This window comes from Altericroceibacterium indicum (genome assembly GCF_009828105.1).
GTDB lineage: Bacteria > Pseudomonadota > Alphaproteobacteria > Sphingomonadales > Sphingomonadaceae > Altericroceibacterium > Altericroceibacterium indicum.
The window spans coordinates 200,826-221,532 of the sequence record NZ_WTYQ01000003.1 but is presented as its reverse complement, the minus strand read 5'-3'; the positions used below and the strand labels follow the sequence as shown (position 1 = coordinate 221,532).

Below are 20,707 nucleotides of genomic sequence, written 5' to 3'. Positions count from 1 at the left end.
GGCTAGGCCACGGCAAGACCAAGGAAAGGCCCCTGCAGTGATATTGCTCACCCTCTCTCAAATCGTCGGCTATCTGATCAGCATCATCATCATTCTGGTGATCGTGCAATTTATTCTCAGCCTGCTGATCTCATTTAATGTCGTGAATACGCGCAATGATTTTGTGCTGGCCATCTGGCGTGCCGTGAATGCGCTGCTAGACCCTATGCTAAGGCCCATTCGGCGCGTTTTACCAGATACAGGCGCGATTGATTTCTCACCTCTGGTGCTGATCATCGGGCTGAATATCCTCAATATAATATTACAAAATCTGGCGTATGGGAGTGTTGCATGAGTGCACAGGTCATTGACGGGAAGGCATTTGCCGCGGGTTTGCGGGATAAAATAGGCGAGTTTGCCACAGCGTTTGAAGCCAAGGCTGGCCGCAAGGCGGGGCTCGCGGTGGTGCTTGTCGGCGAAGACCCTGCCAGTCAGGTCTATGTTCGCAGCAAAGGCAAAGCGACTGTTGCCGCGGGCATGAACTCCTATGAACACCGCCTCAATGACGATGCGAGCGAAGAAGAACTGCTGGCGCTGGTTGAAAAGCTGAACAATGATCCGGCGGTTGACGGGATTCTGGTGCAACTGCCGCTGCCCAAACATCTGGATGAGCAGACAGTTATTTCCGCGATCGACCCGGATAAGGATGTGGACGGTTTTCACATCATCAATGCTGGCCGTTTATCGGTGGGGCAAGAAGGCTTTGTACCTTGCACGCCGCTCGGCTGCCTGATGTTGTTGCAGGATAAGCTTGGGAAAGACCTGTCTGGTCTCAATGCTGTGGTGATTGGCCGTTCCAACATTGTCGGCAAGCCGATGGCGCAATTGCTCACCGATGCGAATGCCACAGTCACTATCGCGCATAGCCGCACCAAGGACTTGCCTGCCGTGGTCAAGCAGGCTGACATTGTGGTTGCCGCAGTGGGACGGCCAGAAATGGTCAAGGGTGATTGGATCAAGCCCGGAGCTACCGTCATCGATGTGGGCATCAACCGCGTTGCGGGCGCCGAAGAAGGCAAGACGCGCCTTGTGGGTGATGTCGATTATGCGCAAGCCAGTGAAGTTGCCGGTGCCATCACACCCGTGCCGGGCGGTGTCGGCCCGATGACGATTGCGGTGCTTCTGCGCAATACGATGGTTTCGGCTTATCGCCGTGAAAATATCGCACTGGCTGACGGCGCTCTATGATGTGGCGGCGGCTCGCATTGGTAATGGCGCTTGGAGGTTCTCTCAGCGCCTGTGCAGGCGGGCCGCGCGTTGGCGGCTCTTATGAACGGGTCGCCAATCCCAGCAATGTATTGGCAACGGACCTTGCTCTTGCGCGCCTCGCTCGGGAGAAGGGGCAATTGGATGCTCTAAGCAAATATGCAACCTCCGGGGCAATTGTGCTGAGCAGCATGGGCGGAACAGCTTTTCCCGCATCGGGCAAGGCTGCAGATAATGCCAAAGCGGATTCTTGGGTGCCGCAAAGCGTATGGGCCAGTTGCGATGGTTCGCTGGTCGTAACCTATGGCGCGATCACCAAGGCGGATGGTGCGAGCGGCGAATATGCGACAGTCTGGCAGCGCCAATCCAAGGGGGACTTCAAATGGGCCGTCCATCTGGAAAATCTCAAGTCAACAGCTCCGCTTGCTCCTGATTTTATCCAGGCCAAGGTTGCCGATTGTGCCAAGCGTGACAGGCCGGGGCCTTTCCAGCGGGAATCTGGCAAAAGTGCTATGGCGCTTGTGAATCAGCTGACCGCGACAGGGGGCGAAGGCGTCTCTCATGACCGCACACTATCCTATCGCTGGCGCCATACCGGTGATGACACAAAGTTCAGCGTGACCATGAAACGCAATGGGCAGGATGAGGACGTCCTGACCATGCAGGCGCAAGGAGGCAGATAATGCTCGAACTCTTCCTTTCCGCCTTTGTGACGCTGTTCGTGATTATTGACCCTCCCGGTTGCGCCCCGATTTATGCTGGCCTTACCGTGGACGCGCCGGAGAATGAGCGGCGCTCCATGGCTATCCGGGCGACTGTGATTTCCGGGGCCATCCTGTTTGGTTTTGCCTTTTTTGGCCGCGGGCTGCTGGCTGCGCTTCATATTGAACTGGACTCATTCCGCATTGCAGGCGGCATCATGCTGTTTGTCATCGCGCTCGAAATGGTGTTTGAGAAACGCACACAACGCCGCGAAGAACGCGCCGAAAAGGTGATGGCGACACCGGATATTGAAGACGTGTCGGTTTTCCCGATGGCGATGCCGATGCTTGCAGGTCCGGGCGCTATCGCATCGATTATGCTGTTGATGAGCAAGGCTCCAACCTATTCGCATATGCTGGCGGTGCTTGCGGCGTTGGTTTCCGTGCTTGGTCTGACCTTGCTGGCGCTGTTAGCCGCGACGCCACTGATGCGTTTGTTCGGAGACAAGGTGGAGGCTGTGATCACTCGCCTTCTGGGGGTGCTTCTGGCGGCTCTGGCGTCACAATATGTGATAGATGGCCTGAAGGGCTCTTTCGGCTTTGGCTGAGGCTCTGCGGCCTATTGCAGAGTAACGTGGCCTTCGTCCGGGTGGCTCCGGCCGAAGAACTGCATCAGTTGAATTAATAGCTCGCAGCGGGTGCCAAGGCCGTCTGCTTCGAGCAGCGCCTGCTTTGCTGCGGCATCAAAGGGCGCGATCTGGCTGATGCCGTTGATCAGCGCCAGATCGTCAAGCTGGGAGACGGACTCCCAATCCACGCTATAACCTTGCCGGTCCGCAAAACGCTGCGCTTCCTGTTCAATGCTGGCGCGTTCAATGGAGCTGAGAAATTCATCGGCGGGTTCGTCGATCAATTGCCCTTCCACTTGCCGGAAGGCGGTGGTGACATCCAGTTCGCGCAGCAGGCGGAAGCGGGCCACCCCTTCCAGCACGATATTGTAGCGCCCGTCATCCAGCGCCTCGACTTCGTCAATCAGGCCGACAGTGCCGATGGTGAAGAGGGGCGCACGTTCACCGGGCGCACGCGGCTGGATCAGCGCAATGCGCCGGTCACGCGCCAGAGCATCACCTACAAGGGCACGGTAACGCGGCTCAAAGATGTGCAAAGGCAGTTGCAGCCCCGGAAACAGGACTGCGCCGCCAAGCGGAAAGATCGAGAGCCGCGTTCCTGCCATCAGCCGAACAATATCAGAGAAAGTTTGCGCCGTTTGTCAGAGACCCACGGATCTTCAAGCCCTACCGCTTCAAAGATCTGCAGCAGCTTGGCCTTGGCGGCACCTTCTTCCCACGCCGCATCGCTTTCGATCATGCGCAGCAGAGTATCGGCTGCTTCGTCCCGTTCACCCGCAGCAAAGGCGGCCTGGGCAAAATCGAACTGCGCCTGCATATCGCCGGGCCGTTCTGCTGCCGCTGCACGCAGAGCCTGCAATTCGCTATCGTCCACATCATCACCCGCCAGTTCCAGCGCACTGGCAGCCTGTGCAATCGCCGGGTCTGATTTCATGTCATCAGGCAGCGCATCGAAAGCGGTCTGGGCTTCTTCCTTATGGCCAGCGGCCAGAAGTGCGCGAATGAGGCCTGAGTGGACAGAAGCATTGTCAGGGGCCATCTTGGCGATCTGCATGAAAGCGGCGGCTGCGCGTTCAGGATCACCATCGGCAACAAGCTGGTCAGCCATGGCCACAAGCTGATCAATATCAGGAGCCTGACTGCCCGCATCGTCACCACCCTGGACCGGCAGCTTTTCGAGGATCTGGTCGATCATCTGCTTTAATTGCGATTCGGTTCGTGCCTGTGTGAGATCGGCGACCGGTTGGCCCTGATACATCGCGTAGACTGTGGGGATGGAACGGACCTGAAACTGCGCGGCAATGAAAGGCTCTTCATCCACATTGAGTTTGGCGAGAACCACGCCCTTATCGGCATAGTCTGCCGCGACTTTTTCCAATGTCGGGGTGAGTGCCTTGCAGGGGCCACACCATTCGGCCCAGAAGTCGAGGATGACCAGTTTGGTCATAGAAGGTTCGACGACATCCGTGCGAAACCGTTCGACCGCTTTCTGTTCATCGATGCTGAGGGCATTGGTCGCCAAGGTGGTGCTCCTGTTGCGTAAAAAGACGTGCTGCTAATGTGGGCTTTCTGGCGAATTTGTGAAGGGTGGAAAGAAAATGTGATGGGAATGTAACTTTCCTCTTGTCGGACTGGCGAGGCGTTGCTAGAGGCCCGTCCACCCCACCGGGACACTCTCCCGGAAACGCCAGTGAGCGGGCGTAGCTCAGGGGTAGAGCACAACCTTGCCAAGGTTGGGGTCGAGGGTTCGAATCCCTTCGCCCGCTCCATTTTTCCTTAAGCAAATCGATAGAATAACGACCTTCGGGTCGCCCTTATCCTCATGGAAAAGTTTGCTTTGGGCCGCCGCTGGAGCGTTCTTTTGAACACTCCAGAGCTACTCTTCAGGTTCAGTGTCGTGCTGGCCTTAGGAGATGGCGTTTGCCGTGGCCAATGCAGCATCGGTTTGGCTCACAGCCATCATAAAGGCAGCCAGCTTCTCTGGATCGAGTCGGCCATTTGTCCGCACACCAGAGCACAGGTCCAGCCCGTAGGGCCGAACCTGACGGATTGCTTCGGCGACATTCCGGGCTGACAAGCCCCCAGCCAGAAACACAGGCCTTTCGGTGGATCGCACGAAAGCCGCACTGACCTCCCAGTCATGGGCGCGTCCGGTTCCACCCAACTCTGCAATCGCGGCATTGGGTCTGCCGGAATCGAGCAGGAAGGCGTGAACGTGGGGTGCGTAAGCCGGGATAAGGTCCAGAGCTTCAGGCCCTTCGACATGGATCACCTGCACGCGGCGCACATGCGGTTCCAGCCTTGCCAGCTTTTCTGACTCTTCGGGGGCAATGTGTGACACGACCTGAACTGTGGCTGGGTTCGTCGCGCGGACATGAGCGGAAATGGCTTCCGCTGTTGTTTCCGATGTCAGCAAGAATGTGGCTACAGGGGGCGGTACAACCGCAGTGACGGTAGCGATCATGGTATCGGGTATCGGGCCGGGGCCGGATGGCATACGTGCCACCAGCCCCAGAGCATCGGCACCGGCCTGGACTGCCAAATGGGCTTCTTGCGGTGATGCTATGCAGCAGACTTTGATTCGAGTTCTCATGCCGAATTTAGTGTTCGAAACGCATGAGGAAAGCAATATGCAAGACCGCAGTCGGTACCGGAGCGTGCTGAAATCAGTCAAGACCAGCCAGACAGCGCTGCGGACCAATATTGCAATGATCCGTTACCTGCGGCTTGCCCAGTTTGTCGTTAGAAAGCTCCCGGAAACAAGGAGGAGGAGCCTGTTTCCGGGATAGGTTTCCCCGAGAGGAGAGTTTGCTCGTCCTTCAGCAGAAGCGATTGACGAGGTTTTCGATTCTTTCCTGCTGACCGGAACGGTGCTTGGGATTCAGCGCCTCTTTCTCGGCCAGGTCGGCAATGCCGCCCAGATCAAGCGTGCCGATCTTCTTGCCAAGATCATTGTCCCAACCAGCGTAGCGTTCGCTTCTGATCTGATCGATGCGGCCATCTTCGATGATGGCAGCAGCATTGAGCAATCCGCGTGCCACCGTGTCGATCCCGCCGACATGGCCATAAAACAGGTCAGCCGCATCGACAGACTGACGGCGCACCTTGGCGTCAAAATTGAAGCCGCCATTGGTGAAGCCACCGGCGCGCAGCACTTCGAGCATGGCGAGAGTCATTTCTTCGGCCGAATTGGGGAATTGGTCGGTGTCCCAGCCATTTTGATGATCGCCGCGATTGGCATCGATGGAACCGAAGATGCCCAGCGCCGAAGCCATGGCCAGTTCATGTTCAAATGTATGGCCGCCCAGCGTGGCGTGGTTGGCTTCGATATTCACGCAGACTTCGTTTTCAAGGCCATAGCGCTTGAGGAAGCCATAGACGGTGGCGGTATCAAAATCATATTGATGCTTGGTCGGCTCGTGCGGCTTGGGTTCGATCAGGATCGTGCCATCGAAGCCGATCTTGTGCTTATGCTCCACCACCATGGCAAGGAAGCGGCCAAAATTGTCCATTTCCCGGCCAAGATTGGTGTTGGCGAGCGTTTCATAGCCTTCGCGGCCGCCCCACAGCACATAGTTTGCCCCGCCGAGGCGGTGCGTCGCCTCGAGCGCATCACGCACCTGCATGGCGGCAAAGGCGTAGACTTCAGGGTCCGGGCTGGTGGCGGCACCTGCCGCAAAGCGTGGATGGCTGAAAAGATTGGCCGTGCCCCACAGCAGACGGCGGCCGCTCGTGCCTTGCAGGGCTTCGAGATGATCGACCGCTTCTGCGAAGTGGGAGCGATGTTCCGAAACACTCTGCGCATCGGCCATCACATCCACGTCGTGGAAGCAGTAAAACGGAATATCGAGCTTGGTGAAAAATTCAAATGCGGTTTCGCGCTTTTCATGGGCGGCGGCTGCATCATTGGCGCCGCGATGCCATGGGCGGTTGAATGTGCCGCCACCAAACACATCGCTGCCGGGCCAGCAGAAAGTGTGCCAGAAACAGGCGGCAAAGCGCAGATGGTCTTCCATCCGCTTGCCCATGACGACCCGATCCTTGTCATAGAAGCGATAGGCCAGCTCATTATGGCTATCCGGCCCTTCGTAGCGAATGGTCGGGATATCAGCGAAGAATTGGTTGCTCATAGGGTCGTCCTTGGAGTGATACGGGGATAGGCTTGAATGAAGGCTTCGCGCTTGGGGGCGAGCCTGTCGGCAATGTCTGGATCGGGGGCGATCCGGTGGGAAACGGGCGGTGCAGCGCAGACCTGTGCCGGGCTGCCGCCATCAACTGCAATCTGCGCAAGCCGGGCAGCGCCCATCGCCGGGCCGACTTCTCCGCCGCGCAGGTAAACCAGCTCGACATTGAGGGCAGCGGCAAGCGTTTCGCCCCAATAGGATGAACGGGCGCCGCCACCGATCACGCTGAGGCTGGAGACTTCAGTGCCAGCCCCGCGCAAGGCGTCCAGCCCGTCTGCCAGGGCAAAAGCCACGCCTTCGAGCACCGATTGGGCCAGCCGTTCGGGCGTGGTGTCATTGTCCATCTGAAGGAAGCCGGCACGGATCTGCGCGTCATTATGCGGGGTCCGTTCGCCCGAGAGATAGGGCAGGAATATCTCCGGCCCATTGGCAGGCCCTGCTTGTTCCGCGCAGGCGAACAGATCCGCCGCGCCTTTGACGCCGATCAGGCGGGCAGCCCAGTCAACGCAGGAGGCGGCCGAAAGGTGAACCGCCATCTGGTGCCACAGATCAGGCAGGCAATGGCAGAAGGCATGCACGGCCCGTGCCGGGTTAGGGCGGAATTCCTTATTAGCCACAAAGATCACGCCTGATGTACCAAGCGACATCAGCGCATCGCCATCGGCCACCACGCCAATACCGGCAGCGCCAGCGGCATTGTCGCCCCCGCCACCTGCAACCGGCACCTGATCCATGTCCCACAATTCAGCGATGTCAGCGCGCAGAAGGCCAGCCTTCTCAGTGCCTTCCACCAGTGCTGGCATCTGGCTTTTGCTCAACCCACAGGCGCTCAGCAATTCATCGGACCAGCAGCGTCCGGCCACATCAAGCCACAAGGTTCCGGCACTGTCTGACAGGTCGGAGATTTTCTCTCCGGTCATTTTCAGGCGAACATAATCCTTGGGCAGCAGCACGGTTTTGATTGCGGCAAAAATTTCCGGTTCATGCTCCCGCACCCATGCAAGCTTGGGCGCGGTAAAGCCGGGCATGACGATATTGCCGCCGGTTTCGCGGAAAGCAGGTGTCGCTTCATCAAGCGCTGTGCATTCTGCATGGCTGCGTCCGTCATTCCACAAGATGGCAGGGCGCAGCGGTTTGTCATCTGCGCCCAGCAGAGTGGCACCGTGCATTTGCCCGGCCAAGCCGATGGCACGCACCGAATGGCGGATATCGCGCGGGATGGAGCGGATGGCCGCATGGGTAGCTGCCCACCATGCTTCCGGGTCCTGCTCAGACCACAGCGGGTGAGGGCGTTGGACTGTCAATGCGGCGACCCCTTGGGCCGCCACAGAGCCAGCATTATCGATCACGACCGCTTTGACGCCGGAAGTGCCGATATCGATACCGAGAAACATGGTGTGTCTACCTGCGGCCTGAGATCAATGCTTGAACGGGTCGATTTCCTGAATCGTGCCATCGGGATTGAATGTGAGTTCCGTCATCTTGACGTTGCGCAGGTGATTTTTGCCGCTCAACTGCGTGTCGTGATAGAACAGCCAGGTCTTGCCATCCCAATCGACGATGGAATGGTGCGAGGTCCAGCCCTGAACCGGCTTCAGAATATGCCCGGCATAGGTGAACGGACCCATCGGGCTGTCCCCAATCGCGTAATTGAGGAAATGCGTGTCACCGGTGGAATAGGTGAAGTAATATTTCCCATTACGCTTATACATCCAGGCGGCTTCAAAGAAGCGCTTCTCGTGGTCCCCGCCAAGCACTGGCTTGCCATTCTGATCGAGGATTTCGACATCCTGCGGCGGGCTGGCAAAGCTCTTCATATCCGCGCTCATTTTGGCGACTTTTGGCATCAAAGCGGGTTTGTCATCCTGCTTCAGATCCGTCTCACCCGCTGATTCATCATATTTGCCGGTGTGCCAGCGCTGAAGCTGGCCACCCCAGATACCGCCGAAATACATGTAACTCTCGTTATCCGTATCGGTGAAGACAGCGGGGTCGATGGAATAGCTGCCAGCAATCGGCTCGGGGTCGGCCTTGAATGGCCCCATCGGGTCTTTGCTGGTCGCCACGCCAATATGGAAGACGCCGTCTTTATCCTTGGCCGGGAAGTAGAGGTAATAGGTGCCGTTCTTATAGGCGGCGTCAGGCGCCCACATGCTCTTTTCGGCCCAGGGAACATCGTCCACATCCAGCGCCACCGGGCCGATGGTGACTTTGCCGCCAGGCTTGTCCATTTCCAGCACGCGATAATCGCGCATGGCATATTGGTTGCCCAGATCATCATCCGGGATTCCGGCGTCAATGTCATGACTGGGGTAGATGTAGAGCTTGCCGTCAAAGACATGGGCGGAAGGGTCCGCCGTGAAGATTTCGGTCACCAAAGGTTGGGAAAGAAATTTCGAACTGTCGGTCGCTGCTGTTTCGCTGGCTGCTGGCTCACTGGCCTTCTCGCCTTGCGAGCAGCCAGCCAGCATCAGTGATGCGCTGATGGCGAGCATTGCTGTACGGCTTGAAAAACGTTTCCTGCGCATAATGTCCTCTTCCACAAATGAAGGTCTTTGCCTTCCACTGTTTCGAGATAGCGCTACCATTACTTTACCCCCAAGAGCAAGCGTTGGCTTGACTGGAAGGCAATATTTGATAGCGCTACCAAAATGATTGGGAGAAAATTATCTGAATTGGCCGCGCAAATCGCGTTGGCGGGGCTCGCGCTCTGTGCGTTTTCAGCAAGCGCGCAGGCAGAAGATGGCTATGATTTGTGGCTGCGCTATCAGCCGCTTTCTGGCGCTTCTCAGTCACTTTGTGATCCTGCTGTGGACCTTTCTGGTCCTGTTGCACAAGGCGTGCAATTGCAGGCGCAGCGCAGTGCGACCGTCGATATTGCGGTGGCAGAGCTGCATCGTGGGCTGGCTTCGCTTTTCCGCTGCGAATCGCAAAAGCCGACCATCCTTCTGGCGCGAACCGATCAGCTTTCCGGAAAGGAAGCGCAATTTTCTGAGGGTTTGCGCGGTCAGATGGCCGGTTCCTACCGGCTGGCGACAATGGCGGATGGGCGTATTCTGATTGCCGCCAATGATGATATCGGCCTTCTTTACGGCAGTTTCGGCCTACTGCGTCACCTCCAGACAGATAGTGCAAATCAAAAGCTCGACCAGCTTGCAATTCCGGCTCTCCCGCTGCGTTTGCTGAACCATTGGGACAATCCTGATCGGGGGGTGGAGCGCGGCTATTCGGGAGAATCGATCTTCGACTGGTGGCATCTGCCCGACCATCTCGATCCCCGCATGATTGACTACGCGCGGGCCAACGCATCGATTGGAATTAACGGCACGGTCGTCAATAATGTGAATGCCAGCCCGATCATGCTGACGCCGCGCTATATCGCCAAATTACAGCGGCTTGCGGATGCATTCCGCCCCTATGGTATCCGTGTTTATCTCTCGGTCCGCTTCTCATCCCCACGGGAATTGGGCGGGCTGGATAGTGCTGATCCGCTCGACCCCAAAGTCGCCGCATGGTGGAAAAGCAAGGCGGATGAAATTTACGCTGCCATCCCCGATTTCGGCGGTTTTCTGGTCAAAGCCAATTCAGAAGGGCAGCCCGGGCCGCAGGATTACGGCCGCACTCATGCTGATGGCGCGAATATGTTGGCCACAGCAATTGGCGATCGCGGCACGGTGATCTGGCGAGCCTTTGTCTATCAAAGCAGCGCAGAAACGGACCGTGTCAAGCTTGCTTATGAAGAGTTCAAACCGCTTGATGGGAAGTTTGCTGACAATGTCATCTTGCAGGTGAAGAATGGCCCGCTCGACTTCCAGCCACGCGAGCCATTTCACCCGCTGTTTGGTGCGATGCCTCACACGAGAATGATGCTGGAAGTGCAGCAGACCAAGGAATATCTCGGGTTTGCAACCCATCTTGCCTATCTTGGCACGATGTGGACCGAAGTGCTCGACGCTAACACCGGGCATGGGAAAAACGGCCATCTGACGGTTGCCGATACGATTGTTTCGGGCGGAATGGCTGGTGTGTCCAACATCGGGTCCGACCGGAACTGGTCGGGCAGCCATTTTGATCAGGCGAACTGGTATGCGTTTGGAAGGCTTGCCTGGGATACATCGTTGAGCGCCGACGCCATTGCCAGAGAATGGGCTGCCCAGACATTCAGCAGAAACCCGCAGTTTTTGAACGTGACCGTGAAGATGATGCATGACAGTCGGCAAGCTGTTGTCGATTACATGACGCCGTTGGGATTGGCGCATCAGATGGCCACCGGGCACCATTATGGGCCAGGCCCATGGGTCAATGATCTGGAGCGGCCTGAGTGGAATCCGGCCTATTATAACCGGGCTGACAAAAGCGGCATCGGCTTTGATCGTACCAAAAATGGCAGTGACGCCCTAGGCCAATATGCGCCATCTGTGGCAAGCGGGTGGAGCGATCCTCACACGATGGATGAGGATTATCTCTTGTGGTTCCAGCACCTTCCATGGAATTTTCGCACGCAATCGGGCCGGACCGTGTGGGAAGAACTTGTGGCTCGCTATGATCGGGGCGTTGCCAAAACGCATGAGATGCAGCGCGAATGGGCGGCGTTGGCCCCTTATGTTGATGCGCAACGCTATCAGGATGTGGCGGATGACCTGAAAGTGCAAGCGCGTGAAGCCCAATGGTGGCGTGATGCGTCGGTCAGCTATTTTGCGTCACGCTGCGAATGCGACCTGCCTGCCGGCGCAACTGCACCGCCGCATGATCTTCAATGGTACGAAGCGCTCAACTTCCCGGATGCTCCCGGGCATAAATAGATAGATTGTGCGCAAAGAGGTTGAACCCACGCGCAGGAGAGGGAAAATTGATGAAGCTATTTGCTATGATTACCGCGGCCGGGGCGGCTCTGTCTTTGGCAGCGCCCCTTTTGGCGCAGCCAGTCGCCCATATTGCCAGCGTTGAATATAAGGGTGTCGAAGAACCGCCTGCACCGGAAGGTTTCTATCGCAACCCGGTACTGCCGGGGTTCCAGCCTGATCCCTCCATTTTGAGAGTGGGGCGCGATTTTTACCTCACGACCTCGACCTTTAACTATTTCCCTGGCATCCCGATTTACCACAGCACCGATCTGGTGAACTGGCGTCTGATCGGCCACGCGATCGACCGTCCGGAGCAATTCGACTTTTCGAATATGCGGACAACAGACGCCATCTATGCGCCCACCATCAGCTATTACGGTGGCAAGTTCCGAATATTGGACACATGCGTGCGTTGCGGCGGGAATTTCATGCTCACGGCTGATCGCCCGGAAGGCCCCTGGTCAGATCCTATATGGCTCGATTTTGAAGGGATCGACCCATCGCTTTTTGTCGATGACAAAGGGCGTGCATGGATATTGAACAATGGCGCTCCGGAAGGTGAACCTCGTTATGAAGGACACCGGGCTATCTGGATTCAGCAGTTTGACCTTGGCAGCAACACGCTGTTTGGGCCGCGCAAAGTGCTGGTGGATGGCGGTGTGCATCCTGAAGATAAGCCCATTTGGGCGGAAGGCCCCAACGTCTATAAAAGGGGCGAGTGGTATTATCTGATGCCAGCCGAAGGCGGGACTGCCGAAGATCATTCGCAGACGGTCTATCGTTCCCGCAATCCGGACGGACCCTATGAAGCCGGGCCGATCAACCCGATCCTGACTCAGCGTGATCTGTCGCCCGATCGTCCGCACCGGGTGGAAGCCACGGGGCACGCCGGAATGGTAACGCTGGATGATGGCACATCATGGGTCACCTTTCTGGCGACCCGCCCCTTTGCAGGTCAATCGACACTTCTGGGCCGGGAAACCTACCTCTTGCCAGTGGAATGGAAGGATGGCTGGCCATTGATTCTGGCACCAGGCAAGGCCGTGCCAGAATTCGTCAAAAAGCCGAAGCTCCCTGCGTCACCGCAAGCGAACTGGTCTCAGTGGAAGGACTCTTTTGACCAAAAGGAACTGTCTCCGGAATGGTTGCGGTTGCGCACATATGAAGGGCAGCCATGGTTTAAGCTCGGCCAAGGGCTTGATCTCACTGCCAGCACGGCAACACCTGGAAGTGTGTCCGGCCAGCCTGCGTTCCTTGGGCGGCGCCTGCGTAATCACGCGGCTGATGTCACCATGACACTGGGCTTCAAACCTGAACAGAACGGCGATTTTGCGGGTCTCATGGCTTTCATGAATGAAAATCACTTCATTACGATAGGTGTGACGGGCAAGGGCAGGCAACGTGAGGTTGCTTTGCGTGAGCGGCGCGATGCCAATCAGCCTGAAACTGGCGTTACGATTGCCACTGCGCCATTGACGACATCAGGAGATGTGGAGTTGCGAATGGCGCTTGACCGCGGTTCAGCAGACTTTCTCTGGCGCCCGGTATCAGGCGGCAAATGGAAGGTCTTGGCCCGTAATGTTGATGTTGAACATATGGCCTCAGTGCACGCTGGCCTTTTCACAGGTCTCGTCGTTGGGCCATACGCTCAGGCTAGTGGCTCAAACTAAAGCAATCTGAAATGAAGTGCGCGCCGTGATGCGGCGCGCGCATTGAAAATTACAAGGCTTCTTGCAAATTATCGGCGCACCATTATGGTAGCGCTATCAGATGGGAGAGGGGGCAAATGCCCGTGTCGTTGATTGAAATTTTACCCGCCGATTTTCGCGGCGGCGTTTTCGTTGGCCGTGCTCTTGCGAAGGATGGCCCGCATGTTTTGGCCATACGCGATGGCTTTCTCTTCGATCTTACGCAAAATTGCGCCACTGTCTCATGGCTCTTTGAGCGCGAGACTTTGCCTGAAGGGGAGCGTTTAGGGCCGGTCGAGGAAGGGCTTCCCGAAGGCTGGACTCTTCTCTCACCGGTTGACCTTCAATGCATCAAGGCCTGCGGCGTCACTTTCGCACTTTCCGCCATAGAGCGTGTGATTGAGGAAAGAGCGCGCGGCGATGCTGCCCATGCGGCGGATATTCGCGCCAAGCTGGAAGAAAATATCGGCAGTGGCATTCGCTCGGTCGTTCCTGGCAGCGAGGAAGCGGCTGCACTCAAGAAGGCGCTGATCGATCAGGGCATGTGGTCGCAATATCTTGAAGTCGCCATCGGCCCGGATGCGGAAGTCTTCACCAAATCTCCTGTGCTCTCAACCGTGGGTGCGGAGGCGCTGATCGGTGTGCGCTCCGATTCCAGTTGGAACAACCCTGAACCTGAAGTGGTTCTGGTGGTCAATTCCAAGGGCGAAACTGTCGGCGCTACGCTTGGCAATGATGTGAATTTGCGAGACTTCGAGGGGCGCTCCGCGCTGCTGCTGTCAAAAGCCAAAGATAATACGGCGTCTTGCTCCATCGGTCCTTTCATCCGGGTATTTGACGATAGTTTCACCATGAATGACGTGCGCAATGCCACGGTGGATTTGTCGATTGAAGGGCCGGACGATTATCGTCTCGAAGGCACCAACATGATGACGCAGATCAGCCGTGATCCGCTCGATCTGGTGAACCAGACGCTCAGCGAGCACCACTACCCTGATGGTTTCGTATTATTCTGCGGCACGCTTTTCGCGCCGACGCAGGATCGGGACACGCCGGGTGCTGGTTTCACCCATAAGATCGGCGATAAAGTAACCATTTCATCGCATCGGCTCGGCATGCTTTCCAATGTGGTGACGACATCCCGCGATGCGCCAGCATGGGAAATGGGCATCGGCGAGTTCATTCGCAATCTGGCTCGTCGCCAGCTGAGCGAGCGCATCTGAATGGCCAGCAGGTGGTGCGCCTTTGGGCGTGCCGCTGCCGGTTCGTTCCATTGATTAACAAGGTATCTCGGCAAGTTGATGTTAGTAACTGAAATGGATCAAGCCCCATCCACAAAACAGGCGCAATATCCCAGTCTTCTGGACCGGAAGGTGATTATCACCGGCGGCGCGAGCGGAATTGGCGAAGGTCTGGTGGAAGGCTTTGCAGCACAAGGTGCTAACGTCGGCTTTATCGACATTCAGGGAAGCGAGTCTCACGCGCTGGTTGAGCGCCTGTCCGGGGCAAGATCAGCACCTGTCTTCGAGCAATGCGATATTACGAATAACGCAGCTCTGGAATTGAGCCTGACCCGGCTGATGAAGACATTGGGTGGCTGCGATATTCTGATCAATAATGCTGGCAATGATGATCGTCATAGCGTTCAGGATGTGACGTCAGATTATTGGGATGAGCGCATGGCGGTTAATCTCAAGCATCAGTTCTTTGCTGCAAAAATTGTCGCCCCAATCATGGATGAAGCGGGCGGAGGCTGTATTATCAACCTCGGCTCCATCAGTTGGCATCTGGGGCTTTCCGATCTGGTAATCTATCAGACGGCCAAGGCCGCTATTGAAGGGCTCACCCGCAGCTTGGCCCGCGAACTGGGCCGCAAGGCCATTCGCGTCAATGCCATCATTCCGGGCAATGTTCAGACCCCGCGTCAGATGCAATGGTACTCTCCCGAAGGCGAGCAGGAAATTGTCGACGGGCAATGTTTGAATGGCCGTATCCAGCCTGCTGACATTGCCGCGATGGCGTTGTTCCTTGCTTCCGATGATGCACGCTTTTGCACCGGCCACAATTATTGGGTGGATGCAGGGTGGCGCTGATTGGCAAGGTTGAGCTGGCATTCGAAGCCAAGGCGATTCTGGGGGAAGGACCGGTCTGGGACGCGCAGCGGCAATGTCTGTGGTTCGTGGACATTAAGGCCCCGGCGATCTGGCGATTTGACCCCTCAACCGGTGACAACGCATCATATCCCGCTCCGGATCAGGTGGGTTGGGTCTTGCCGACCAGTTGCGGACAGCTTCTTGCGGGCCTGCGCGATGGACTGCACCTCTTCGACCCCGAAAGTGGTACTTTCGACAAGCGACATAATATTCATGGAATGCCGGAGGGTAACCGCCTGAATGACGCCTGCGTGGATCGTTTCGGGCGCGTGTGGTTCGGGTCAATGGATGATGCGGAAGAACAGGCTTCAGGCCGTTTCTACTGCTTTGACAGGGGAGAATTGAACCCTGCAGGTCCGGATGCGATCACCATCACCAACGGCCCTGCTGCTGATGCCGACGGGACGGTGATGTATTTCACCGATACGCTGGGCCAAGCCATTTATCGCTCTCATATCGATAGTGATGGTGCCCTTCGTGAATGGCAGCCCTTGATCGATATCGCGGCAGATTTTCCTGATGCCTATCCTGATGGCCCCATTGTCGATAGCGAAGGCTGCTTGTGGACCGGCCTGTGGAACGGCTTTGCTGTCGCACGCTATTCGCCTGAAGGTCAGTTGTTGGGGCAGGTGGCTATTCCGGCGGCGAATGTCACGAAAATGGCCTTTGGCGGGCCTGATCTCAAAACAGCCTATGTCACAACCGCCAGCAAGGGATTGGCAGATCATGAGCGTACCGCTCAGCCGTTGGCTGGAGCTGTTTTCACCTTCCGAAGTGACGTGTCTGGAATTCCAATAGCGCCTGTGGAGATAAAATGAAAAAACTCGCCCTTCTGTCAATCGCTGGGGTCATGGTAACGACACCCGCTTTCGCCTCTCCCACATTGGCACCCTATTGGACGAGCCATGCGGTGATTCAACAAGGGCAGCCTGTTGTGGTGGAAGGCACGGCCCGTCCTGGTGAGGTGGTATCCGGCACTTTGGGTGATGAAACGCATCAGGAGAAAGCAGGACAAGACGGGCACTTCACCTTGAAGTTCAGTCCACGCAAAGCGAGCATGACGCCGGTCAGTCTCACCGTGGGTGATCAGCGGATCGATGATCTTCTGGTTGGTGATGTGTGGCTGTGTTCAGGCCAGTCCAATATGGAATATCCGGTCAGCCGCGGATTGGATGGACCGGGTACAGTGATGCGTTCGGCAGATGATGGCCTGCGATTGTTTGACATTCCCAAGGGATCTGCACCGCATCCCCAGTCGCAATTTGCCAGTCCTGTGCAATGGCAGGCTGCCGGGCCAGACAATGTCGGTGCATTTTCGGCGGCCTGCTATCACATGGCGCGTGACCTCAGAGAGAAGCTGAAAATTCCGATTGGTGCAGTTCACGCCAGTTTTGGTGGATCTCAGATCCGCGTTTGGCTGACGCCGGATGAAGCCTTGCCGCTTTATGGCAAGGAGCAGATGGATATGCTCAATCTGTTCGGCAAAGACCAACTTAAAGCGGTCGAACGTTTCACGCCGCTGTGGCAGGCCTGGTATCGCAAATCCGCTCATGGAAGTGAGCCTTGGGCGGATAGCAGCCAACTGAAATGGAAGCCTGTGCCGCAGATTGGCATGTGGGGTGATTGGGGGGATCAGGGCCTTGCGGATGATCCTGTTGGCACTGTTTGGCTGCGGCGGACGGTGGATTTAACACCAGAGCAGGCGAAATCCCCGGCTCAACTGGCGCTTGGTATTATTGATGAAGTGGACATGACCTGGGTTAACGGTCATCCCATCGGCAATAGCTTCGGCTGGGACTATTCCCGCGATTATACAGTGCCAGCGACATTCCTGAAAGCTGGCAAGAATGAAATTCTTGTCGCGATTACAAACACATGGGGTTCCGGTGGTTTTGCCTCCAAGGGTGACAAGCTCGCACTGACGACGGCTGGGAACAATCGCATTTCATTGGCAGACGGGTGGAACTATTCACGGGCGCCGGTAAAGGATTTACCTCCGCGCAGCCCATGGGATGCCAATGCCGGTATCGGTGTGAGGCATAACGCCATGGTGGCCCCGCTCGGCCATGTCGCGATGAAAGGGGCCGCATGGTACCAGGGCGAAAGCGACGTAAACCTTCCGGGTTACGCAGATCGAATGAAAGGCCTTTTCGCTGGCTGGCGGACGCAGTTTAGCAACAACATGCGGATGCTGGTTGTGCAGCTTGCCAATTATGGACCTCCGCAGCTTGCACCAACGCAATCAGGCTGGGCGATAATCCGCGAAGCACAGCGTGAAGCGGTGGTCGCCGATTCCAATGCAGCGCTGGTCACGGCCATTGATCTGGGTGAGCGCACCGATATTCACCCTGCCAATAAAACAGTGTTGGGTGAACGTCTGGCTCTCGCTGCGATGGGGGATAATCTCATCATGCCTCAAGCGGCTGTGGCCGAAAATGGCGATATTCGCATAAGCTTTTCGGGCGTGAAAGATGCGCTTCATACGTGGAGCGGCAATCAGATCTTATCGATCGAAATGTGCGGCGCCGATGAAGCAAGCTGCCGTTATGCAGAAGCGCGCCCGGATGAAACCAGCGTGTTAGTGAAGGGCGATGGCAAGCCGGTATCGCGCATTCGTTATGGTTGGGCCGATAGTCCGATCGTCAATGTTTATGACGACACAGCGATACCGCTGCCGGGGTTCGAACTGCCCGTCACCCAGTGATTTAGTTGTCTTTGCGGATGGCGCTTCTGGCAAGCCCCGGAGCGCCATCCGATTGGCGGCGCATCAAGGTATAGTCGATCTTGAGGTGTACCGGCTTGCTCGACTTACCAGTTCGAGCCGAACGCATTTGTTCCGCCAGAATTTCCAGCGCATGGCGCGCCATTTCCTGAATCGGCTGGCGGATGGTCGTCAATTCCGGCCAGATCGTGCTGGCAATAGTTGTATCGTCAAAGCCGCAGACGGACAGATCAAGCGGCACATCAAGATGGCGGCGTTGCGCAACCGAAACCACGGCTGCCGCCATGTCATCATTGGAAGCAAAGATTGCCGTCGGGCGGTCGGTCTGGTCAAGCAGATACATTGCGGCATCAATGCCGGAGCGATAGGTGAAGAGGCCTTGCCGGACCATGCTTTCGGGTACGCTAAGGTTGGCAGCCGCCATGCCATCAAGAAAGCCTGACAAGCGTTGCCCGCTGGCAGTCTGGTAAGGGTTTCCAATAATGAAGCCAATCCGTTTATGGCCAAGGCCAATGATGTGCGTCGTCATATCGAAGGCGGCCTGATATTCGTCAATCATCACGGCAGATTGATGCGGCTGCGCTTTACCGGGGCCGACCAGAATGGCCTTGCCGCCTAATTCTTCGATCAGTTCCAGCAAGGGCTGTTCATCGCAAAGAGGTGGCGGCAAAAGGAAGCCGCCAATCCCGCTTTTAATCAGGTTGCGAACGACCTTTTCTTCGTCCTCCCCAAAAGCGCAACGCTCGACGACCAGATGCACGTCGCTTTTGCTTGCTTCATCCAGACAGCCCATCAGCAATTCGCTGAGATAAGATGCGGATGGGTTAGTGTAGAGCAAGGCAATGCGGATTTGCGAAGCACCTGCCAGGCTGCGCGCAGCACGATTGGGAGAATAGTTCAGCTGCTCTATAGCGACGAGAACTTTGTCTCTCGTGGATTTGCGGACACTGTCTTCGCCATTGATAACGCGGCTGACCGTCATGGGGGAGCATTGCGCTAAATTCGCGACATCAGAGATTGTCGGTTGGCCTGACTGTCTACGACCGCCCTTTTTGCGCGGACTTTTATCCTTGTTCATAACGGATAATCTACGCCTTAGAGGTGCCGTTCTGCAAGCATATCGAATACTAAGTGCACATTAGCTTTATATGGGAGGCGAAGAGCCGGCGCCTCAGCCTGTGTTGCGATTGACAGAAGCAACCTGCAAAGCAAAGGTAGCGCTATCAAATAGTGCAACCATAGCCCGTTACCCAAGAAAGCTGAGAAACGGCCCAATGAAGCGGGGGAGAGGAATGATAATGCGAGATATTTTGTCAGCCGGATTGAGCCGTCGCCATGTGATGGCAGGGTTGGGGGGAACAGCTTTGGCTGGGACGATGGGGTCAATGGCTCGTGCAAAGGATCTGTTGAATCCACCGCCAAGCCTTACTCAATTGGCGCAGTCCACTGGGCGAAAGTTTGGCAGTTGTATTGCATCGAGCCATTTGCGGCACAGCGGTGCTATTGTGCAAAATCCGCGCTATGCTGATCTTGTGCTCAATGAATGCGGGATTGTTGTCCCTGAAAATGAGATGAAGTGGCAGGCCATTCGGCCAGATGCTCAGAGCTTCAACTTCACAGAAATGGATGCCATCGCGCAATGGGCGAAAGCGAATTCCATTGCATTGCGCGGCCATACCCTTCTCTGGCACCGGCCAAAGTGGTTTCCAGAATGGTTGAACAATTATGACTTCGGTGCGCAGCCTGCCAGTGAAGCAGCAAGGCTGCTTACCCATCACATAGAGACGGTGATGAAGCGCTATGGCGGGCAGATCCATTCCTGGGATGTGGTGAATGAAGCCATTGACCATGATGGGCATGGCATCCTTGCCACTAGCCTTTCCGGGGCGATGGGTAGCGGGGAAGATGTGCTTGATCTGGCCTTCCATACGGCACGGCAGACGGCACCTGAGGCACAACTGGTCTATAATGATTATATGAGTTGGGAACCGCAGCATGAGGCGCATTGCAATGATGTTCTGCGTTTGCTGGAAGGCTTCCGCAAACGAGGAACCCCGGTAGATGCTCTGGGCATCCAGTCTCATATCGAGATATTCGAAATCGACCCTGCCACGGGGACCGGGCCGTATCGGGAGAAAGGCTGGCGCCGCTTTCTCGATGAAGTGACGGGTATGGGGTACAAGCTCATCGTCACTGAGTTTGATGTGAAGGATAAGGCCTTACCGTCAGATATTGCATTGCGCGATCAGAAGGTGGCTGATTTCACGCGGCGCTATTGTGATCTGATGCTGTCCTACCCTGAACTTGGCGATTTTCTCGCTTGGGGGCTGGTGGACAAATATAGCTGGCTGCAAGGCTTTGCCCCACGTGATGATGGGTTGGAAGTGCGCTGCTGCCCCTATGATGATGATTATCAGCCGAAGTCTATGCGCGAAGCACTGGCATTGGCCTTTGAACAGGCTGTGCCAATGGCTTGAATCGTCTTAATGCTAATGCACCAAAAAGGGCTGCCGTAGCGACACGGCAGCCCTTTTTGTTGGA

18 protein-coding genes and 1 tRNA gene are annotated in these 20,707 nt (G+C 56.5%); 12 read left to right on the top strand and 7 right to left on the bottom strand.

The window, feature by feature from the left end:
* Nucleotides 1-37: 37 nt before the first annotated feature.
* The 4 genes from GRI39_RS09475 to GRI39_RS09460 are packed head-to-tail and all read left to right on the top strand — an operon-like array spanning nt 38 to nt 2,554.
* On the top strand, nt 38-334 hold the full coding sequence (locus GRI39_RS09475) for a YggT family protein (RefSeq protein WP_160739463.1): 297 nt from the start codon (nt 38-40) through the stop codon (nt 332-334).
* A complete protein-coding gene (gene folD, locus GRI39_RS09470) occupies nt 331-1,227 on the top strand; it encodes a bifunctional methylenetetrahydrofolate dehydrogenase/methenyltetrahydrofolate cyclohydrolase FolD (protein WP_160739462.1) in 897 nt (298 codons plus the stop codon). Before GRI39_RS09475 ends, folD begins: the two co-directional genes overlap by 4 nt.
* Nucleotides 1,227-1,928 (top strand): hypothetical protein, encoded by a 702-nt coding sequence (locus tag GRI39_RS09465; protein ID WP_160739461.1) that lies wholly within the window; start codon nt 1,227-1,229, stop codon nt 1,926-1,928. Before folD ends, GRI39_RS09465 begins: the two co-directional genes overlap by 1 nt.
* Complete coding sequence (locus GRI39_RS09460; protein ID WP_160739460.1) at nt 1,928-2,554, top strand: MarC family protein; 627 nt, start codon at nt 1,928-1,930, stop codon at nt 2,552-2,554. Before GRI39_RS09465 ends, GRI39_RS09460 begins: the two co-directional genes overlap by 1 nt.
* Nucleotides 2,555-2,565: 11 nt before the next feature.
* Here the strand turns inward: GRI39_RS09460 and GRI39_RS09455 are convergent, their stop codons facing one another.
* Entirely contained in the window at nt 2,566-3,180 is a 615-nt protein-coding gene (locus tag GRI39_RS09455) for an LON peptidase substrate-binding domain-containing protein (RefSeq protein WP_160739459.1), read from the bottom strand.
* Nucleotides 3,180-4,097 (bottom strand): tetratricopeptide repeat protein, encoded by a 918-nt coding sequence (locus GRI39_RS09450; protein WP_160739458.1) that lies wholly within the window; start codon nt 4,095-4,097, stop codon nt 3,180-3,182. The genes GRI39_RS09455 and GRI39_RS09450 overlap by 1 nt, the downstream gene beginning before the upstream one ends.
* A 172-nt stretch (nt 4,098-4,269) precedes the next feature.
* Here GRI39_RS09450 and GRI39_RS09445 point away from each other — a divergent pair.
* Nucleotides 4,270-4,344 (top strand) — tRNA-Gly (locus tag GRI39_RS09445).
* Nucleotides 4,345-4,481: 137 nt separating this feature from the next.
* Here the strand turns inward: GRI39_RS09445 and GRI39_RS09440 are convergent.
* The 4 genes from GRI39_RS09440 to GRI39_RS09425 form a co-directional block, all read right to left on the bottom strand.
* Nucleotides 4,482-5,168, bottom strand: a complete 687-nt coding sequence (locus GRI39_RS09440; protein WP_160739457.1) for a phosphoribosylanthranilate isomerase — start codon at nt 5,166-5,168, stop codon at nt 4,482-4,484.
* 226 nt (nt 5,169-5,394) lie between these two features.
* Nucleotides 5,395-6,705 (bottom strand): xylose isomerase, encoded by a 1,311-nt coding sequence (xylA, locus tag GRI39_RS09435; RefSeq protein WP_160739456.1) that lies wholly within the window; start codon nt 6,703-6,705, stop codon nt 5,395-5,397.
* Nucleotides 6,702-8,153, bottom strand: a complete 1,452-nt coding sequence (xylB, locus tag GRI39_RS09430; protein WP_160739455.1) for a xylulokinase — start codon at nt 8,151-8,153, stop codon at nt 6,702-6,704. Before xylB (GRI39_RS09430) ends, xylA begins: the two co-directional genes overlap by 4 nt.
* Nucleotides 8,154-8,177: 24 nt before the next feature.
* Nucleotides 8,178-9,287: a glycoside hydrolase family 43 protein gene (locus GRI39_RS09425; RefSeq protein WP_425482332.1), complete on the bottom strand. Its 1,110-nt coding sequence runs from the start codon at nt 9,285-9,287 to the stop codon at nt 8,178-8,180.
* Between the two features lie 123 nt (nt 9,288-9,410).
* On the opposite strand from GRI39_RS09425, the gene GRI39_RS09420 reads away from it, so the two are divergent.
* The 6 genes from GRI39_RS09420 to GRI39_RS09395 all read left to right on the top strand — a co-directional run bounded on the left by GRI39_RS09420 (nt 9,411) and on the right by GRI39_RS09395 (nt 18,148).
* Nucleotides 9,411-11,561: an alpha-glucuronidase family glycosyl hydrolase gene (locus GRI39_RS09420; RefSeq protein ID WP_160739454.1), complete on the top strand. Its 2,151-nt coding sequence runs from the start codon at nt 9,411-9,413 to the stop codon at nt 11,559-11,561.
* Between the two features lie 50 nt (nt 11,562-11,611).
* The gene (locus GRI39_RS09415) at nt 11,612-13,273 is read left to right on the top strand and encodes a glycoside hydrolase family 43 protein (protein WP_160739453.1); all 1,662 of its coding nucleotides are present in this window, start codon (nt 11,612-11,614) and stop codon (nt 13,271-13,273) included.
* Between the two features lie 116 nt (nt 13,274-13,389).
* Entirely contained in the window at nt 13,390-14,514 is a 1,125-nt protein-coding gene (locus GRI39_RS09410) for a fumarylacetoacetate hydrolase family protein (RefSeq protein WP_160739452.1), read from the top strand.
* Between the two features lie 93 nt (nt 14,515-14,607).
* The gene (gene xylB / locus GRI39_RS09405) at nt 14,608-15,384 is read left to right on the top strand and encodes a D-xylose 1-dehydrogenase (RefSeq protein WP_160739451.1); all 777 of its coding nucleotides are present in this window, start codon (nt 14,608-14,610) and stop codon (nt 15,382-15,384) included.
* Complete coding sequence (locus GRI39_RS09400; RefSeq protein ID WP_160739450.1) at nt 15,375-16,262, top strand: SMP-30/gluconolactonase/LRE family protein; 888 nt, start codon at nt 15,375-15,377, stop codon at nt 16,260-16,262. Before xylB (GRI39_RS09405) ends, GRI39_RS09400 begins: the two co-directional genes overlap by 10 nt.
* Nucleotides 16,259-18,148: a sialate O-acetylesterase gene (locus tag GRI39_RS09395; protein WP_246205011.1), complete on the top strand. Its 1,890-nt coding sequence runs from the start codon at nt 16,259-16,261 to the stop codon at nt 18,146-18,148. Before GRI39_RS09400 ends, GRI39_RS09395 begins: the two co-directional genes overlap by 4 nt.
* 1 nt (nt 18,149) lies before the next feature.
* Here GRI39_RS09395 and GRI39_RS09390 read toward each other — a convergent pair whose 3' ends face one another.
* Nucleotides 18,150-19,244, bottom strand: coding sequence for a LacI family DNA-binding transcriptional regulator (locus GRI39_RS09390; protein WP_160739449.1), 1,095 nt, complete (start codon nt 19,242-19,244; stop codon nt 18,150-18,152).
* 220 nt (nt 19,245-19,464) lie between these two features.
* On the opposite strand from GRI39_RS09390, the gene GRI39_RS09385 reads away from it, so the two are divergent.
* Nucleotides 19,465-20,643, top strand: coding sequence for an endo-1,4-beta-xylanase (locus GRI39_RS09385; protein ID WP_160739448.1), 1,179 nt, complete (start codon nt 19,465-19,467; stop codon nt 20,641-20,643).
* Nucleotides 20,644-20,707 lie beyond the last annotated feature (64 nt).

What these genes read in the sequence shown, in the direction of transcription:
- folD (WP_160739462.1), top strand. Translation starts at nt 331, where the DNA reads ATGAGTGCACAGGTCATTGACGGGAAGGCATTTGCCGCGGGTTTGCGG.
- GRI39_RS09465 (WP_160739461.1), top strand. Translation starts at nt 1,227, where the DNA reads ATGTGGCGGCGGCTCGCATTGGTAATGGCGCTTGGAGGTTCTCTCAGC.
- GRI39_RS09460 (WP_160739460.1), top strand. Translation starts at nt 1,928, where the DNA reads ATGCTCGAACTCTTCCTTTCCGCCTTTGTGACGCTGTTCGTGATTATT.
- GRI39_RS09455 (WP_160739459.1), bottom strand. Translation starts at nt 3,180, where the DNA reads ATGGCAGGAACGCGGCTCTCGATCTTTCCGCTTGGCGGCGCAGTCCTG.
- GRI39_RS09440 (WP_160739457.1), bottom strand. Translation starts at nt 5,168, where the DNA reads ATGAGAACTCGAATCAAAGTCTGCTGCATAGCATCACCGCAAGAAGCC.
- xylA (WP_160739456.1), bottom strand. Translation starts at nt 6,705, where the DNA reads ATGAGCAACCAATTCTTCGCTGATATCCCGACCATTCGCTACGAAGGG.
- xylB (WP_160739455.1), bottom strand. Translation starts at nt 8,153, where the DNA reads ATGTTTCTCGGTATCGATATCGGCACTTCCGGCGTCAAAGCGGTCGTG.
- GRI39_RS09425 (WP_425482332.1), bottom strand. Translation starts at nt 9,287, where the DNA reads ATGCGCAGGAAACGTTTTTCAAGCCGTACAGCAATGCTCGCCATCAGC.
- GRI39_RS09420 (WP_160739454.1), top strand. Translation starts at nt 9,411, where the DNA reads ATGATTGGGAGAAAATTATCTGAATTGGCCGCGCAAATCGCGTTGGCG.
- GRI39_RS09415 (WP_160739453.1), top strand. Translation starts at nt 11,612, where the DNA reads ATGAAGCTATTTGCTATGATTACCGCGGCCGGGGCGGCTCTGTCTTTG.
- GRI39_RS09410 (WP_160739452.1), top strand. Translation starts at nt 13,390, where the DNA reads ATGCCCGTGTCGTTGATTGAAATTTTACCCGCCGATTTTCGCGGCGGC.
- xylB (WP_160739451.1), top strand. Translation starts at nt 14,608, where the DNA reads ATGGATCAAGCCCCATCCACAAAACAGGCGCAATATCCCAGTCTTCTG.
- GRI39_RS09395 (WP_246205011.1), top strand. Translation starts at nt 16,259, where the DNA reads ATGAAAAAACTCGCCCTTCTGTCAATCGCTGGGGTCATGGTAACGACA.
- GRI39_RS09390 (WP_160739449.1), bottom strand. Translation starts at nt 19,244, where the DNA reads ATGAACAAGGATAAAAGTCCGCGCAAAAAGGGCGGTCGTAGACAGTCA.
- GRI39_RS09385 (WP_160739448.1), top strand. Translation starts at nt 19,465, where the DNA reads ATGCGAGATATTTTGTCAGCCGGATTGAGCCGTCGCCATGTGATGGCA.